The organism is Arthrobacter sp. NPDC057388, from assembly GCF_042668165.1.
Classification (GTDB): Bacteria; Actinomycetota; Actinomycetes; order Actinomycetales; family Micrococcaceae; genus Arthrobacter.
Genome location: NZ_JBHVBL010000011.1, coordinates 49,336 through 64,770, shown reverse-complemented (window position 1 = coordinate 64,770; position 15,435 = coordinate 49,336). Strand labels below are relative to the sequence as shown.

The 15,435-nt window shown below is 65.4% G+C and carries 14 protein-coding genes and 1 tRNA gene; 7 read left to right on the top strand and 8 right to left on the bottom strand.

Annotation, left to right across the window (positions count from 1 at the left end):
- The first annotated feature begins 10 nt into the window (after positions 1–10).
- Positions 11–1,075, top strand: a complete 1,065-nt coding sequence (locus tag ACFUTU_RS07735; protein ID WP_377962854.1) for a D-2-hydroxyacid dehydrogenase — start codon at positions 11–13, stop codon at positions 1,073–1,075.
- Positions 1,076–1,255: 180 nt separating this feature from the next.
- Here the strand turns inward: ACFUTU_RS07735 and ACFUTU_RS07730 are convergent, their stop codons facing one another.
- The 7 genes from ACFUTU_RS07730 to ACFUTU_RS07700 form a co-directional block, all read right to left on the bottom strand.
- The gene (locus ACFUTU_RS07730; RefSeq protein WP_377962852.1) at positions 1,256–2,605 is read right to left on the bottom strand and encodes an MFS transporter; all 1,350 of its coding nucleotides are present in this window, start codon (positions 2,603–2,605) and stop codon (positions 1,256–1,258) included.
- A 125-nt stretch (positions 2,606–2,730) separates the two neighbouring features.
- Entirely contained in the window at positions 2,731–3,528 is a 798-nt protein-coding gene (locus ACFUTU_RS07725) for an IclR family transcriptional regulator (RefSeq protein WP_377962850.1), read from the bottom strand.
- A 299-nt stretch (positions 3,529–3,827) separates the two neighbouring features.
- Entirely contained in the window at positions 3,828–4,118 is a 291-nt protein-coding gene (locus ACFUTU_RS07720) for a hypothetical protein (protein ID WP_377962848.1), read from the bottom strand.
- A gap of 141 nt (positions 4,119–4,259) precedes the next feature.
- Positions 4,260–4,332 (bottom strand) — tRNA-Val (locus tag ACFUTU_RS07715).
- A 72-nt stretch (positions 4,333–4,404) separates the two neighbouring features.
- On the bottom strand, positions 4,405–5,343 hold the full coding sequence (locus ACFUTU_RS07710) for an NAD-dependent protein deacetylase (protein WP_377962846.1): 939 nt from the start codon (positions 5,341–5,343) through the stop codon (positions 4,405–4,407).
- 17 nt (positions 5,344–5,360) lie between these two features.
- Complete coding sequence (locus ACFUTU_RS07705; protein ID WP_377962844.1) at positions 5,361–5,864, bottom strand: peroxiredoxin; 504 nt, start codon at positions 5,862–5,864, stop codon at positions 5,361–5,363.
- Positions 5,861–6,280, bottom strand: a complete 420-nt coding sequence (locus ACFUTU_RS07700) for a DUF3052 domain-containing protein (protein WP_087873741.1) — start codon at positions 6,278–6,280, stop codon at positions 5,861–5,863. The genes ACFUTU_RS07705 and ACFUTU_RS07700 overlap by 4 nt, the downstream gene beginning before the upstream one ends.
- A 341-nt stretch (positions 6,281–6,621) precedes the next feature.
- Between ACFUTU_RS07700 and aceE the strand changes: the two genes are divergently transcribed.
- From aceE to fabF, 6 genes are all read left to right on the top strand, one after another.
- Positions 6,622–9,390, top strand: a complete 2,769-nt coding sequence (aceE, locus tag ACFUTU_RS07695; RefSeq protein ID WP_377962949.1) for a pyruvate dehydrogenase (acetyl-transferring), homodimeric type — start codon at positions 6,622–6,624, stop codon at positions 9,388–9,390.
- Between the two features lie 173 nt (positions 9,391–9,563).
- On the top strand, positions 9,564–10,808 hold the full coding sequence (locus ACFUTU_RS07690) for a PucR family transcriptional regulator (RefSeq protein ID WP_377962842.1): 1,245 nt from the start codon (positions 9,564–9,566) through the stop codon (positions 10,806–10,808).
- A gap of 88 nt (positions 10,809–10,896) precedes the next feature.
- Positions 10,897–11,826: an ACP S-malonyltransferase gene (locus ACFUTU_RS07685; protein WP_377962840.1), complete on the top strand. Its 930-nt coding sequence runs from the start codon at positions 10,897–10,899 to the stop codon at positions 11,824–11,826.
- Entirely contained in the window at positions 11,823–12,884 is a 1,062-nt protein-coding gene (locus ACFUTU_RS07680) for a beta-ketoacyl-ACP synthase III (protein WP_377962838.1), read from the top strand. The genes ACFUTU_RS07685 and ACFUTU_RS07680 overlap by 4 nt, the downstream gene beginning before the upstream one ends.
- An 80-nt stretch (positions 12,885–12,964) precedes the next feature.
- A complete protein-coding gene (locus ACFUTU_RS07675; RefSeq protein WP_003806076.1) occupies positions 12,965–13,210 on the top strand; it encodes an acyl carrier protein in 246 nt (81 codons plus the stop codon).
- Between the two features lie 191 nt (positions 13,211–13,401).
- Positions 13,402–14,637, top strand: a complete 1,236-nt coding sequence (fabF, locus tag ACFUTU_RS07670) for a beta-ketoacyl-ACP synthase II (RefSeq protein ID WP_377962836.1) — start codon at positions 13,402–13,404, stop codon at positions 14,635–14,637.
- Between the two features lie 116 nt (positions 14,638–14,753).
- Here fabF and ACFUTU_RS07665 read toward each other — a convergent pair whose 3' ends face one another.
- A complete protein-coding gene (locus ACFUTU_RS07665; protein WP_377962834.1) occupies positions 14,754–15,257 on the bottom strand; it encodes a DUF3145 domain-containing protein in 504 nt (167 codons plus the stop codon).
- Positions 15,258–15,435: the final 178 nt, after the last annotated feature.

Below are 15,435 nucleotides of genomic sequence, written 5' to 3'. Positions count from 1 at the left end.
TTCATTCAGTATGATGAACAGCATGACGACTGAAACGACCGTCGCGATCGCCGTCCCGCTCGAAGCCGAGTTCGTGGAGCGCATCCGCGCCGTTGACCCCTCTGTGACCGTTCTCTACGAACCGGACCTGCTGCCGCCGGAACGGTTCCCGGCTGACCATGCCGGCGACCCCGATTTCACGCGCACCCCCGAGCAGGAGGAGCGTTACTGGGCGATGCTGGGCAAAGCCGATGTGCTGTACGGCTTTCCAAACGAGAACCCTGCAGGCCTGGCGCGGATCGCGAAGGAGAACCCGCGCCTGCAGTGGATCCATGCCATGGCGGCGGGGGCAGGCGGCGCAGTGAAGGCATCCGGGCTGGATGCCGGGACCCTGAACAAGTTCAAGGTGACCACCTCCGCAGGCGTCCATGCACTGCCCCTCGCGGAGTTTGCCGCGCTCGGCATCCTCAACGGCTTCAAGCGCACTGCGGAACTGGCCCAGGACCAGGCAGCCAGGGTGTGGCCGGAACTGCGCATTCCCACCAGGCTGGTCAACGGGTCCTCGCTGGTGGTCACGGGTCTCGGGGAAATCGGGCTGGAAACCGCGCGCATTGCCCGGGCCCTCGGCATGAAAGTCAGCGGCACCAAGCGCTCCGTAGAGCCGATCGACGGCATCGAGGAAGTCGCGGACAACAGCGGCCTGGCCGGCCTCCTTTCCTCGGCCGACGCCGTCGTGAACACGCTGCCGGGTACCCCGTACACGGAGAAGCTTTTCAGCCGCGAAATCTTCGCGGCCATGAAGCCCGGCACGGTGTTCGTGAATGTGGGCCGCGGAACCGTGGTGGACGAGGACGCCTTGCTTGAGGCCCTGGAGAACGGCCAGGTTTCCTACGCCTGCCTGGACGTGTTCGCCGTCGAACCGCTGCCGCAGGACAGCCCGCTCTGGAACCACCCGCGCGTCATGGTGTCGCCGCACACCTCGGCCCTGAGCGCCGCCGAGAACCGCCTGATCGCGGAGCGTTTCTGCAGCAACCTCAGGACCTTCCTGGACGGCGGGGAACTCCCGCACCTCGTGGACACGGTCCACTTCTACTAAACCCTGCCGCAGTAGTACCGGAAGAGCCGGGCAGCCCCGTGAACAGGGTTGCCCGGCTCTCCTCTTGCGTGCCCAATCGACCCCCAGTCCAAGCGCGAACGTACACTTGCGGCCCCAACCCGTTGCCGGGCGGGGCCACAAATGTACGTTCGCGCTGTGGTTTCTGGCTTCTGCGGCTTCCTAGCGCGCGTCCTCGATGTCAACCAGGTTGCGGCCCATGGTTTCCGGCGTGAAGAAGGTGCTCACAAAGGAGATCAGGGCAAGGACCAGGGAGTAGAGCGCCAGGACCAGCCACGAGTAGCCGGTGGCTGCCAGCAGGGCCGCCCCCACCAGTGGCACCAGGCCGCCGGCCAGCACAGCGGAAATCTCGCGGGCCATGGCAACACCGGTGAAACGGTACTGCGAACCGAACAGTTCGGGCAGCAGGGGGCACTGTGGTCCCAGCATCGACTGCACGCCGAGGGCGATGCCAACCACCATGACCACCCATACCAGCGTGACGTTGCCGAGCGTCACCAGGTAGAAAGCCGGGAAGGCGATGACGGCCTGGAACAGCGCCCCGTAGCGGTAGACCGGGACGCGGCCAAAGCGGTCGGACAACGCACCGAAGGTGACCACCATGAGGGCGGCAAAGCCGGCGGCGATCAGGAGGCCCACCGGACCGATGAACTTGTCGCCGGGAAAAACACCCGCCGGCGCTGCCAGGAATGCCACCAGCAGCGCCGAGTAGATGGAGGAGTTTCCGTTCTCACCCATGCGCAGGCCGATGCCCACCAGGACATTCTTCTTGGAGTGCTTCCAGAGCTGGCCCACCGGGTTCTTGACGACGTTCTTGTGCTTCTCCAGCTCCTGGAACACCGGGGTTTCCTTGAGGCGCAGGCGGATGAAGACGGCAATGGCAATGAGGATCACGCTGGCCAGGAAGGGTACACGCCACAGCCAGCCCTCGAGGACGTCCTTGTTGGCGGTTGCGATGAGAGCGAACGTGCCGGCCCCCAGAAGGGTGCCCAGCTGGATCCCCACGAACGGCAGCGAGGCAAAGAAACCACGACGGCGGGGCGGGGCCACTTCCGAGATCAGCGTTGTAGCGCCGGCCTGCTCAGCGCCGGCACCGAGCCCCTGGACGATCCGGAGTATCACCAGGAGAATCGCGCCGAGCATTCCCGCCTGCTCAAAGGTAGGCAGCAGGCCGATGGCGAAGCTGGCGGCTCCCATCAGGCCGATGGTCAGGATCAGCACCATCTTCCGGCCAAACCGGTCGCCGATATAGCCGAAGACGATCCCGCCGAAAGGCCGGGCCGCGAAGCCCACACCATATGTGGCGAAGGATGCGATCAGCGCACCCTCGTCGCCGAGCGGCTTGAAAAACAGCGGCCCGAAGATGAGGGCCGAGGCCAGGCCGTAAATGTAAAAGTCGTAGTACTCCAAAGCGGAGCCTACGGAGCTGGCAAGCGTTGCCCTCCGCAGCTGTTCCGGTTCGACGACGGCGCCGTCGGCATCAGCCAGCGGTGAATCAGTACGAGTTGTCACTAGCACTCCCTCAAAGACACCAGGCCCCCGTTGGCCTGGTGAGTAGTGACAACACTGTTGCGTCGATCACTATGCTGAACAGCGTACAACATATTGAACGAGGCGCCAATAGTGCGGGTGTGTCCTTAACCCATGGGGTTGCCGAGGGACCTTGCCAGCTCGTTCAGCTCCTTTACCATCTGTGCGCCCTGCTCCGGCGAATATGTCGCCTTCAGCGCGGTGACTGACAGGCCGAGGCTGGGTCCGTGCGCCCCGTGGGTGGGTACAGTCACAGCCAGGCACACCACGCCTGTTGTCGATTCCTCATCTTCAAACGCATAGCCCTGCTCGCGGATCTGCTCCAACTGGGCCTTCAGCTCCGCACCCGTCCGCAGTGATTTGGGCGTCAGCACGGGAAGCTCGTCGTCGTCCGCGAACATTGCATCAACGTCGTGGTCATGAAGCTTCGCGATCAGAGCCTTGCCCACGGCGCAGAGGGACACGGGCATCTTGTCGCCGATGTTGGACGTCAGGCGGACGGCAGGGTGACCCTCGTAGCGCGCCAGATAGATGACGTTGGTGCCGTCAAGCATCGCGATACGCACGGTTTCACCGGACAGCGTGGGTGCCTGCTCGCAGAATCGGTAGAACTCCTGGACCTCGTCCATCCGGCTGAGGTAGGCGGCACCCAGCTCAACCAGCTTGCGCCCCAGCGTGTATTCGGCACCTTGCCTGCTGATGAGCCGGGCCTCCTCGAGGGCCAACAGGAGGTTGGACGTTGACGATTTGGGGATCCCGAGCTCCCGGGCGAGGTCGCTGAGGGTCAGCCTGCCAGTGGCGGACGCCGCGAGCGACTCCAGAACGGCGGCGGCCCGCGTCACGGCCGGCGCGGGGGATGCGCTGCCCAGTCCGTCGGTGGCTTTGGTGGTGCGGGAATCGGCCATGATTCTCCTTTTCGGTACACGCCCGGACAGCGGGACTCGTGAAGTCGCATCGTCCACCAGCTCCGGCGGCGATGCCGAGGAATTGTCCAGTCAACTGAACACCTACCATCATACTGGCTGGCTTGTGGTGCCTGAAGGCGGGACGAAGCTGGGATGCTGCGAAAAGCGGGCGGCGCGCCACGCGCTTATTCGTTTCGTGTTTCCGAATGTTCACGGTATATTCAAGTTCAAGCCTTCCACCGCGGCATCCCCCAATAGTCGCGGTGGAGGGCTTATCCAATTTCCGGGCTCCCCCGTTTCTAGGCTGCATCCGCAACGGCGCTCCGCAGCCGCCACCCGCCGCCAAGTCCGTCGCGCACGATCTCCATGGTGGTCAGCGCTGATCCGGCGTTGCGTCCCAGCCGGGTCTGCAGCCGCCACACTTCGACGTCCACGCGGCTGAGTCCCAGCGGCATCCGGCGCTCCGCCTCCCACCAGCTGACGCGTTCAAACCATCTCAGCGGTTCCGCGCCCACCGTCCATTCCTGGCCGCCGCGGATCACAGCCCCCGGCTGCCCGTCGGCAGAAGTCTTCACAAGTACGTGTTCCATGCCCGCAGGCTAAGGCCAGGCCCGGACATTTTTCCGTAAAGAACTTGGAGGCGGCCATGGCATCGATTCGAAATCCGCCGGCAAACGCAAAACCCCGCTCGACCTGGCGGATTTGCGAGGTCGAACGGGGTTTTTTCAAGGTGGGTCCTACCGGGATCGAACCGATGACATCCACGGTGTAAACGTGGCGCTCTACCAGCTGAGCTAAAGACCCAATCGCAGTGTTTTCGCACCGAAGCGCTCCAACCAACGAACATAGACTCTACCCGAACAGAACCCTCAAACGCTAATCGGGCGGGTCCGGGGCAAGCCCCGGCAATTCTTCCGCCAGCCAGGCGAGGGACTCGCTGACGCCGGCTTCGAGTTTGATCGTGGCGAGGTCGTCACCGCGGGTCTGTCCGCGGTTGATGATGACAACGGGCTTTCCCTGTTTGGCAGCATGGCGGACAAACCGCAGCCCGCTCATGACGCTCAGTGAGGAGCCGGCAACAAGCAGGCCCTCGGCTTCGTCCACCATTGCATAGGCGCGCTCCACGCGGTCCTTGGGGACGTTTTCGCCGAAGTACACAAAGTCCGGCTTCAGGACACCGCCGCATGCCGGGCAGCGGGCCACCACGAAGCTCCGGATCAGCCGCAGGTCCTCGACTGTGGCGTCTGCGTCCGGGGCCATCTCAATGAGACCGGACTTCAAGGCGTGGTCCAGGAAATCCGGGTTGAGCTCTTCCAGAACCCTGGCGAGCAGGTGCCGCGAGTACGTGCGGCGGCACTCCAGGCAAATCACCTGGTCGAAACGTCCGTGCAGGTCCACCACGTTGACACTTCCGGCGTCCTCGTGGAGGCGGTCCACGTTCTGCGTGATCAGTCCGGTCAGGAGACCGCGTTGTTCCAGGACGGCGACGGCGGCATGGCCGGCATTGGGGCTGGCCCGTCTCAGGTGGGACCAGCCAATATGGTTGCGGGCCCAGTAGCGCTGGCGGTTGGCGGCGTCAGCCACGAACTCCTGATAGGTCATGGGTGAGCGCGGGGGCGAGTCCGGCCCCCGGTAGTCCGGAATGCCGGAGTCGGTACTTAATCCGGCTCCGGTCAGAAGCGCCAGGTGCAGCCCGGCCAGCAGATCCCGGATCCCGCCCAGCACATCGACGTCATCGGCCGATGACCCGGCACGCTGGACGGGCGGCAGGCTGGCGAACCCTGTCAGGCCGATGCCGGTCCGCCGCCGATCCATGGACTGGCCCCTGACGCCTAGGCCTGGGCCAGTTCTGCGAGGACGCGCCGGTAGTCGGCAAGGTCACGGGCCTGGCCGCGCGGGTTCACAACGACGTAGCGGACCGTTCCGCCGGCGTCGATGATGAATGTTCCCCGCCGTGCCATTCCGGTTTCCGCGTCGAACACACCGTATTTTTCGGCGACTGCCCCGTGCGGCCAGAAATCGGCCAGCAGGCTGAAGCCATAGCCTTCCTGCTCTGCGTACGCGCGGAGGGAGAACTTGCTGTCCACTGAGACGGCCAGCACTTCGGCGTCGGCGTGCTCGAAAACAGCGAGGTTGTCCCTGATCTCACACAGCTCGCCCGTGCAGATGCCGGAGAACGCGAACGGGTAGAAAACAACCACCACGTTGCGTCCGCGGTAATCGGCAAGCCGGACGGGTTCGCCGAACTGGTTAACGAGGGTGAAATCCGGCGCCGGCTGTCCGACGGCGGGCACCTCGGCCAGGTCAGCTGCTGCGACGGCCGCCTGTCCCGTCACTTGTTCTTCCTGGTGACGAGGCGCGTGGCGCTCCAGTCCTTGGACACGCCAGCGGACGTGGTGCAGTGCAGCCCTGCGGTGGGCGCGGCGTCCTGGATATCGGAAGGCGATACATAGCCCGGGCGGCCGGACTTGGGTGTGAGGACCCACACCACGCCGCCTTCCGTAAGGGTGGTGAGCGAGTCGACCAGGGTGTCCACGAGGTCGCCATCGCCGTCCCGCCACCAGAAAATCACGGCGTCTACGACGTCGTGATCATCCTCATCCAGGAGCTCTGACCCGGTCAGATCCTCTATGTCATCACGCAAGTCGAAGTCGACGTCATCGTCGTAACCGAACTCCTGAATCAGATCCCCGTCCTTGAAACCCAATTTTTCCGCCACATTAACCGAAGTGGCGGCGTCGGCCTCGCTCACGTGTTCCTCCTGTGCATAGTGATTTCGATTACTCCAAGCCAACACCCTTTGGGCGCGGGCTTCAAGCTACGTGCGCCGCGGTGCGGCTTATTGTGCGTCACACAACAAGTATGACGGTCAAATACGTCCGGGGGTTCAGCCACGGCTACGCATCCGCAGGCCGTCAGAGCTACAGTGACTGTTGACAACTATGCCTAGAGGGGCGACCGCCCCGGACAAATAGGCAGTCATACACACGAGATAGAACCCTGCCCGGCGCACATGACCGGGCTGTTGTAACCGATATGACGCACACGACGCGTTCACGCCGGGCAGCTACCCTGCCGGACCTGAGTGCGCCGATGAATGCGCGCAAAGAGAGGTTGGACGTGGCTGCAGGAGAAGATACCTCCCATATCCTCAGCGGGTTGACTAACCAGCTGCCTGATCGTGATCCGGAAGAGACCGCCGAGTGGGTTGAGTCCCTGGATGCGTTGATCAGGGAACAGGGCACGGAGCGTGCCCAATACATCATGCGCAGTCTCCTGCAGCGTGCCGGCGCGCAGAGCGTCGGGGTTCCGATGGTGACCACCACGGATTATGTGAACACGATCCCGGTGGACCAGGAAGCGCAGTTCCCGGGCAACGAGGAGTTCGAACGCCGGTACCGGGCGTACATGCGCTGGAACGCGGCGGTGATGGTGCACCGGGCGCAGCGGCCCGAGATCGGGGTCGGCGGGCACATCTCCACCTACGCCGGAGCTGCGACCCTGTACGAGGTCGGGTTCAACCACTTCTTCCGCGGCAAGGACCACCCCGGCGGCGGGGACCAGGTGTTCTTCCAGGGCCACGCGTCCCCGGGCATGTACGCCCGGGCGTTCATGGAAGGCCGCCTCTCGGAGGAGGACCTGGACGGGTTCCGGCAGGAAAAGTCCAAGGAAGGCCACGCCCTTTCCTCCTACCCGCACCCGCGCCTGATGCCCGGCTTCTGGGAGTTCCCGACCGTGTCGATGGGCATCGGCCCGATGAACGCGATCTACCAGGCCCAGAACAACCGCTACCTGCACAACCGCGGCCTGAAGGACACCTCCGACCAGCAGGTCTGGGCGTTCCTGGGCGACGGCGAAATGGACGAGCCCGAATCCCGCGGCCTGCTCCAGCTCGCCGCGAACGAGAACCTGGACAACCTGAACTTCGTGATCAACTGCAACCTCCAGCGCCTGGACGGTCCGGTGCGCGGCAACGGCAAGATCATGCAGGAACTCGAAGCGTTCTTCCGCGGCGCGGGCTGGAACGTGATCAAGGTCGTCTGGGGCCGGGAATGGGACGACCTGCTCACCCGCGACACCGACGGGTCGCTGGTGAAGATCATGAACGAAACCCCCGACGGGGACTACCAGACCTACAAGGCCGAGTCCGGCGGGTTCGTCCGGGAACACTTCTTCGGGAAAACCCCGCAGACCAAGGACCTCGTCGCGGACCTGTCCGACGACGAGATCTGGAACCTCAAACGCGGCGGCCACGATTACCGCAAGGTCTACGCCGCGTACAAGGCAGCGACCGAATTCAAGGGCAAACCCACCGTGATCCTGGCCAAAACGGTCAAGGGCTACGGCCTGGGCCCGCACTTCGAAGGCCGCAACGCCACCCACCAGATGAAAAAACTCACCCTCGACGACCTCAAGAAGTTCCGCGATCACCTGCGGATCCCGGTCACGGATGAGCAGCTGGAGAAGGACCCCTACCGTCCTCCGTACTACCACCCCGGCACCGACGCGCCGGAAATCAAGTACCTGCTGGAGCGCCGCGCGGCCCTCGGCGGATCGGTTCCGGAGCGGCGCTCGAAGCACTCCGACATCGAACTGCCCGAGGCGAAGTCCTACGAGGTGGCCAAGCGCGGTTCCGGCAAGCAGCAGGCCGCCACCACCATGGCCTTCGTCCGCCTGCTCAAGGACCTGATGAGGGATAAGAACTTCGGCAAGCACATCGCGCCGATCATCCCGGATGAGGCCCGCACGTTCGGCATGGACGCGTTCTTCCCGACGGCGAAGATCTACAACCCGAAGGGCCAGAACTACCTGTCCGTGGACCGGGACCTGGTCCTGGCCTACAAGGAATCCGCGCAGGGACAGCTGATCCACCCCGGCATCAACGAAGCCGGCGCCGTGGCAGCCTTCACCGCCGCCGGCACCGCTTACGCCACCCACGGCGTACCCCTGGTCCCGGTCTACGTGTTCTACTCCATGTTCGGCTTCCAGCGCACCGGCGACGCCTTCTGGGCCGCCGCCGACCAGATGACCCGCGGCTTCATCATCGGCGCCACCGCAGGACGGACCACCCTCACGGGCGAAGGCCTCCAGCACGCCGACGGACACTCCCCCCTGCTGGCCTCCACCAACCCCGCCGTGGTCACCTACGACCCCGCCTACGGCTACGAAATGGGCCACATCGTCCGCGACGGCCTGGAACGCATGTACGGTCACGATTCCACCGACCGTAACCTGATGTACTACCTCACGGTCTACAACGAGCCCATCGTCCAGCCCGCCGAACCGGAGAACCTCGACGTCGAAGGCGTCATCAAGGGCATCTACAAGCTCGCGGACTCCCCCGCAGAAGGCCCCAAGAGCCAGATCCTCGCCTCCGGCGTCTCCGTCCCCTGGGCCCTCGAAGCCCAGCGGATCCTCGCCGAAGACTGGGGCGTCTCCGCCGACGTCTGGTCCGTCACCTCCTGGAACGAACTGCGCCGCGACGGCCTCGCCGCCGAAGAGGAAGCCTTCCTCAACCCCGGCAAGGACGCCCGCGAACCCTTCGTCACCCGGCAGCTCGCCGGAGCCCAGGGACCCGTCGTCGCCGTCTCGGACTACATGAAGGCCGTCCCGGACCAGATCCGGCAGTTCATCCCGAACGACTTCGCCACCCTCGGCGCCGACGGCTTCGGCTTCTCCGACACCCGCGCCGCCGCCCGCCGCTACTTCAAGAACGACACCCACTCCGTCGTCGTGAAGACCCTGCAGCTGCTCGCGGCCAAGGGTGAGGTTGACGGAAACGCACCGGCGCAGGCGATCGAGAAGTACCGCCTGCTCAACGTGAACGCCGGCACCACTGGCAACGCCGGAGGCGAGTCCTAACCGGTACCAATATCGACGGCGGTCCCCACCCAAGGTGGGGGCCGCCGTCGTTCGTTTGGGCCATTCCGGTTGGCTACTCCGGGACCTGCCCGAAGAGCTGTGATGCAGCACAACCGAAGTTGTAGCCTTTGCACAAAATGGAGCTTGACCGGCGGGCGCCGTATGCTCGAATTATGCCCGAGCCGTCCCCTGCCCCTGCACCGCGCAAAACGTCTTCCCGGACCATGACTCCGGAGAAGACGGAGACCCTGAAAAAACTCAGGGCAAGTGTCGGTCAGCTGTCCACCACCACCATGCGCCAGCTGGAGAAATCACTGCCGTGGTACAGCCGGCTCAGTTCGGACGAGCGCTCCGCGCTGGGCCTCGTCGCGCAGAACGGCATCGCCGCGTTCGTTACCTGGTATGAGCGGCCAAGCTCCCCGTCCTGGATCCTTTCGGATGTTTTCGGGACCGCTCCCACGGAACTGACCCGGTCCATCAGCCTGCAAAAGGCGCTGCAGCTCATCCGGATCGTGGTGGAGGTGGTGGAGGACCAGGTTCCGGTCATCGCGCCCGAGGCGGACCAGCCTTCCCTTCGCGAAGCGGTCCTGCGGTACTCGCGGGAAGTCGCTTTTGCCGCTGCCGATGTCTACGCCCGGGCCGCGGAGTCCCGCGGATCCTGGGATACCCGGCTCGAGGCCCTGATCGTGGACGCCATCCTGCGCGGTGAAAACACTGACGCGCTGCGGTCCCGGATCGCCGCGCTCGGCTGGAAAGCGCAGGAGCGATTCACCGTCATGGTGGGGAACTCGCCGTCGGAACCCAGTGCCAGCTATGTGAGCGAGCTGCGCCGCATGGCCGGCCGGTACGCGGAGGATGCGCTCGTGGGGATCCAGGGTGACCGCCTCATCCTGATCCTCGGCGGCGTCCATGACCGGGAAACGGCATACGTGAAGCTCAGCGAGATGTTTGCGCCGGGTCCGGTGGTGTACGGAGCGGAGGCAAGCTCGCTGCTGGAAGCCAGCGGCTCGGCCCAGTCGGCCTTCGCCGGGCTCACCGCCGCGCGGGCCTGGCCGGCCGCACCCCGCCCCGTGGCGGCCGACGACCTCCTGCCGGAACGTGTCATTTCCGGGGACGACGCCGCCCGGCGGTCGCTCGTGAAGAACATCTACCGCCCGCTCCTCGCGGCGTCCAACGGGCTCGTGGAGACGCTCGGCACCTACCTGGAGCTGGGACATTCGCTCGAGGCCACGGCCCGGGAACTCTTCGTCCACGCAAACACTGTGCGGTACCGGCTCAAGCGCGTTTGCGATGTAACGGGCTGGGATCCGCTGCTCCCAAGGGAGGCTTTTGTGCTCCAGGCGGCCCTCGTGGTGGGGCGGCTGTCCACTCCGCCGAAGCCTGCCGCCGAGCGTGTTGCCGCGCGGAACGCGAACTGAACCGTTGTAGACTTCCTACAACCTGACCCCGTGAGCTTGGTGTACGGAAACACCAATGGATCACCCGGTAATTTGGAAAGCTGGATACGTGCTTGCAATCGTCTGCCCTGGACAGGGCTCACAGACCCCCGGTTTCCTGGCCCCGTGGCTGGAACTGCCTTCCGTAGCAGGCCATCTGGCCTCCCTGAGCGAAATTGCAGGCATTGACCTCACTGCGCACGGGACCACGTCGGACGAGGAAACCATTAAGGACACCGCCGTCGCGCAGCCGCTGATTGTCGCGGCCGGACTGGTGGCCGCCAAGTCGCTGTTCGACGTCGAACTCAACACCCTGCCGGTCATCCTGGCCGGGCACTCGGTGGGCGAGATCACGGCGTCCGCGCTGGCCGGCGTGCTCACCGAAAAAGAGGCCATGACCTTTGTGCGCGAACGCGCCAACAGCATGGCTGCTGCCGCTGCCGTCACCCCCACCGGAATGAGCGCCGTGGTGGGCGGCGATCCCGCCGAGGTCCTCGCTGCCATTGAGGCCGCCGGCGCGACGCCCGCGAATGTCAACGGTGCGGGCCAGACCGTCGCCGCGGGCACCTTCGATCAGCTCAAGGCCCTGGCGGAGAACCCGCCCGCCAAGGCGCGCGTGATCCCGCTGAAGGTCGCCGGCGCGTTCCACACCTCGCACATGGCGCCCGCGGTGAGCGCCCTCGAGGCGCTCCGCCCGGAACTGCAGCCCCAGGCACCCGCTGTGCCGCTGCTGTCAAACTTCGACGGCCAGGAGGTCACGGAAGGCGCTGCCGCCGTCGACAGCCTGATCGCCCAGGTCTCCCGGCCCGTCCGCTGGGACCTCTGCATGGAGACCCTCGTGAACCGGGGCGTTACCGGCGTCATTGAACTCGCTCCCGCGGGCACCCTGGCCGGCCTGGCCAAGCGTGGCATGCCGGGAGTCAAGACCGTCGCGGTCAAGACCCCGGACGACCTGTCCGCGGCCCTTGCACTCTTCGCAGAACTGGAAGGACAGGCATGAGCACGCCGGTACTGAAGCAGACTCCGCTCAACGAGCACGCCCGGATCCTGGGCATCGGCGCGTACCGCCCCGATGTCCTGGTGACCAATGAGGATGTCTGCCAGTGGATCGATTCCTCCGATGAGTGGATCCGCCAGCGCACCGGCATCATCACCCGCCACCGCGCTCCCGCCGACGTCAGTGTGATTGACATGGCCGAGGGCGCCGCCCGCGAAGCCATGGAGAAAGCGGGCATCGAGGCGTCCCAGCTGGGCGCCGTCATCGTCTCCACGGTGACCCACCCGTACGCCACCCCCTCGGCTGCTGCCAGCCTCGCCGACCGCCTGGGCGCCACGCCGGCGCCTGCCTTTGACATCTCCGCTGCCTGCGCCGGCTACTGCTATGGCGTGGCGCAGGGGGACGCACTGGTCCGTTCCGGAGCCGCCCAGTACGTCCTCGTGGTTGGCGCCGAAAAGCTCTCCGACGTCATCGACAACCGGGAACGCACCATCTCGTTCCTGCTGGGTGACGGTGCCGGCGCCGTCGTCATCGGCCCCTCGGACACCCCCGGGATTGCCCCGTCGGTTTGGGGATCGGACGGCAGCAAGTGGGACGCGATCGGCATGACCCGCTCCATGCTGGATGTCCGCGACCTCGGATTGGCGGCGCGCCGCTCGGACTCCACCGGCGACCTCGCGCTCCTCGAGGAGGCGCAGGAGCTCTACCCGACCCTCCGCCAGGACGGCCAGACGGTGTTCCGCTGGGCGGTCTGGGAGATGGCGAAGGTGGCCCAGCAGGCGCTGGACGCCGCCGGCATCGAAGCCGAGGACCTGGTGGCCTTCATCCCGCACCAGGCCAACATGCGGATCATCGACGAGATGGTCAAGAAGCTCAAGCTCCCCGAGACCGTCACGGTGGCCCGCGACATCGCTGACGCGGGCAACACCTCCGCAGCTTCGATCCCCCTGGCCACGCACCGCCTGCTGCAGGAAAACCCCGCACTCAGCGGAGGCCTCGCACTGCAGATTGGCTTCGGCGCCGGACTGGTCTTCGGCGCCCAGGTTGTAGTCCTTCCGTAGCAATCCCAAACACAGGCCGCAACCGCGGTTTGCCCATTTCCGGCATCCTTTGCCGGCAATAACAAGAAAAGGAGCCATCAATGGCTAGCAACGAAGAGATCCTGGCCGGACTGGCTGAAATCGTCAACGAAGAGACCGGTCTGGCCCCCGAGGCCGTCGAGCTGGACAAGTCCTTCACCGAGGACCTGGACATCGACTCCATCTCTATGATGACCATCGTCGTCAACGCCGAAGAGAAGTTCGGCGTCCGCATCCCGGATGAAGAGGTCAAGAACCTGAAGACCGTCGGCGATGCCGTGGACTTCATCTCCAACGCCCAAGCGTAACTAGAACACCAGCCTTTGCAGGCTCCAGCCTTATGGCTGACCCCGGCTGGCCGGCCCGGACGCTGCTTTTCCCGGACCGGCCAGCCGATGCACCACCCTTAAATTTTTGCAGACTTCCTCCGCACGCCACCCACTCCGGCCTCCGGCCAGCAGCACAGGACACGGCAGGCGCACCGACAGAGAGTGATCCCATGACACGCAAAGTAGTCATTACAGGTCTGGGTGCCACCACGCCCATCGGCGGCGATGTACCCACCATGTGGCAGAACGCGCTGAAGGGCGTTTCGGGAGCCCGCACCCTTGAGGACGACTGGGTCTCAAAGTACGAACTGCCGGTCCACTTCGCAGCCCGGTGCTCCACCCCTGCCCTCGACGTGCTGACCCGCGTTGAAGCCAAGCGCATGGACCCGTCCACCCAGTTCGGCGTCATCGCCGCCCGTGAGGCCTGGGCCGACGCCGGCATCACCGACATCGACCACGACAGGCTGGCTGTCGCCTTCGCCACCGGCATCGGCGGCGTGTGGACGCTCCTGGACGCGTGGGACACGCTGAAGGAAAAGGGCCCCCGCCGCGTCCTGCCCATGACGGTTCCGATGCTCATGCCCAACGGTGTGGCCGCGGCAGTCAGCCTGGACCTGGGAGCCCGCGCCGGTGCGCACACCCCTGTGTCCGCCTGTGCGTCCGGCACCGAGGCCATGCACCTTGGCCTGGACCTGATCCGCTCCGGCAAGGCCGACGTCGTCATGTGCGGCGGTGCCGAGGCCGCCATCCACCCGATGCCGCTGGCAGCGTTCTCCTCGATGCAGGCACTCTCCCGCCGCAACGACGATCCCGAGCACGCCTCACGCCCTTATGACCTGGACCGCGACGGCTTCGTCATGGGCGAAGGCGCCGGCGCGCTGGTGCTGGAAGCCGAGGAGCACGCCATCGCACGTGGCGCCCGGATCTACGGCGAGCTGGCCGGCACGTCCGTGACCGCGGACGCGTACCACATCACGGCACCGGACCCCGAAGGCCTGGGCGCCACCCGCGCGCTCAAGGCTGCCATGTTCGACGGCCGCATCCAGGCCGAGGACGTGGTCCACGTCAACGCGCACGCCACGTCGACTCCGGTGGGCGACAAGCCTGAGTACACGGCGCTGAAGGCGGCGTTGGGCAACCACGTCGACAACGTTGCAGTCTCGGCTACAAAGTCGCAGATGGGCCACCTGCTGGGCGCGTCCGGCGCCGTCGAGGCCGTCCTGACGGTCCTGGCCGTGCACGAGCGCAAGGCTCCTGTCACGATCAACCTCGAGAACCAGGATCCAGAGATCCCGCTCGACGTCGTGACCTCCGCCCGGGCCCTTCCGGCCGGCGACATTGTGGCGCTGAGCAACTCGTTCGGCTTCGGCGGGCACAACGCCGTCGTTGCCATCCGCAGTGTGTGATCTGAGCTTGACAGAACGCTGAAGAAGCCCCCGCCGGTTGGCGGGGGCTTCTTCGTTGCTATGGATGCTCGGTCTGCCGCGTGCAGGCGAACTGTTCTGTTAGCCGGTGCGGTCCGTCAGCCGACCTGGTGCAGCCAGCGGACCGGCGCGCCCTCGGCGGCATGCCTGAAGGGTTCGAGTTCCTCGTCCCAGGCTTCACCAAGGGCAAGCGACAGCTCGTGGTAAACGGCGGAGGGTTCGCCCGCCCCGGCCTCATAGGCGTAGCGGATGCGGTCCTCGGAGACCATGATGTTGCCGTGCACGTCCGTGACGGCATGGAAAATTCCCAGCTCGGGGGTGTGGGACCAGCGTCCGCCGTCCACACCCTGGCTGGGTTCTTCGGTGACCTCGAAGCGTAGGTGCGCCCAGCCGCGCAGGGCGGACGCCAGCTGCGCACCTGTCCCCTGCGCGCCGGTCCAGGACAGTTCCGATCGGAACATGCCGGGCGCGGCGGGCTGAGGGGTCCATTCGAGGTCCGTGCGCTTGTCCACGACGGATCCGATGGCCCACTCAACGTGAGGGCACAGTGCGGTAGGGGCCGAGTGAATAAAGAGCACACCGCGGGTCATTGCAACAGACATTCCATCCTCCATAGCTGTAGGTACGTCTTCCCCAACGACCTGCATGGACGGGATACTTGCTGCGCCGGGCGCCGCGTGGTGCCGGTGATTCCTGCCAATCTATGAAATTTCTTGCCGGGCTGACAAGGAGTGCAGAGAAATAGTGCTTCAAGCACAACTTGAAAGTTGCCGAACTTGG

Coding starts and splice junctions, on each gene's coding strand:
- ACFUTU_RS07665 (WP_377962834.1), bottom strand. CDS start 15,257: ATGTCTGTTGCAATGACCCGCGGTGTGCTCTTTATTCACTCGGCCCCT.
- ACFUTU_RS07690 (WP_377962842.1), top strand. CDS start 9,564: ATGCCCGAGCCGTCCCCTGCCCCTGCACCGCGCAAAACGTCTTCCCGG.
- ACFUTU_RS07725 (WP_377962850.1), bottom strand. CDS start 3,528: ATGGCCGATTCCCGCACCACCAAAGCCACCGACGGACTGGGCAGCGCA.
- ACFUTU_RS07720 (WP_377962848.1), bottom strand. CDS start 4,118: ATGGAACACGTACTTGTGAAGACTTCTGCCGACGGGCAGCCGGGGGCT.
- ACFUTU_RS07680 (WP_377962838.1), top strand. CDS start 11,823: ATGAGCACGCCGGTACTGAAGCAGACTCCGCTCAACGAGCACGCCCGG.
- ACFUTU_RS07675 (WP_003806076.1), top strand. CDS start 12,965: ATGGCTAGCAACGAAGAGATCCTGGCCGGACTGGCTGAAATCGTCAAC.
- aceE (WP_377962949.1), top strand. CDS start 6,622: ATGAATGCGCGCAAAGAGAGGTTGGACGTGGCTGCAGGAGAAGATACC.
- ACFUTU_RS07710 (WP_377962846.1), bottom strand. CDS start 5,343: ATGGATCGGCGGCGGACCGGCATCGGCCTGACAGGGTTCGCCAGCCTG.
- fabF (WP_377962836.1), top strand. CDS start 13,402: ATGACACGCAAAGTAGTCATTACAGGTCTGGGTGCCACCACGCCCATC.
- ACFUTU_RS07735 (WP_377962854.1), top strand. CDS start 11: ATGATGAACAGCATGACGACTGAAACGACCGTCGCGATCGCCGTCCCG.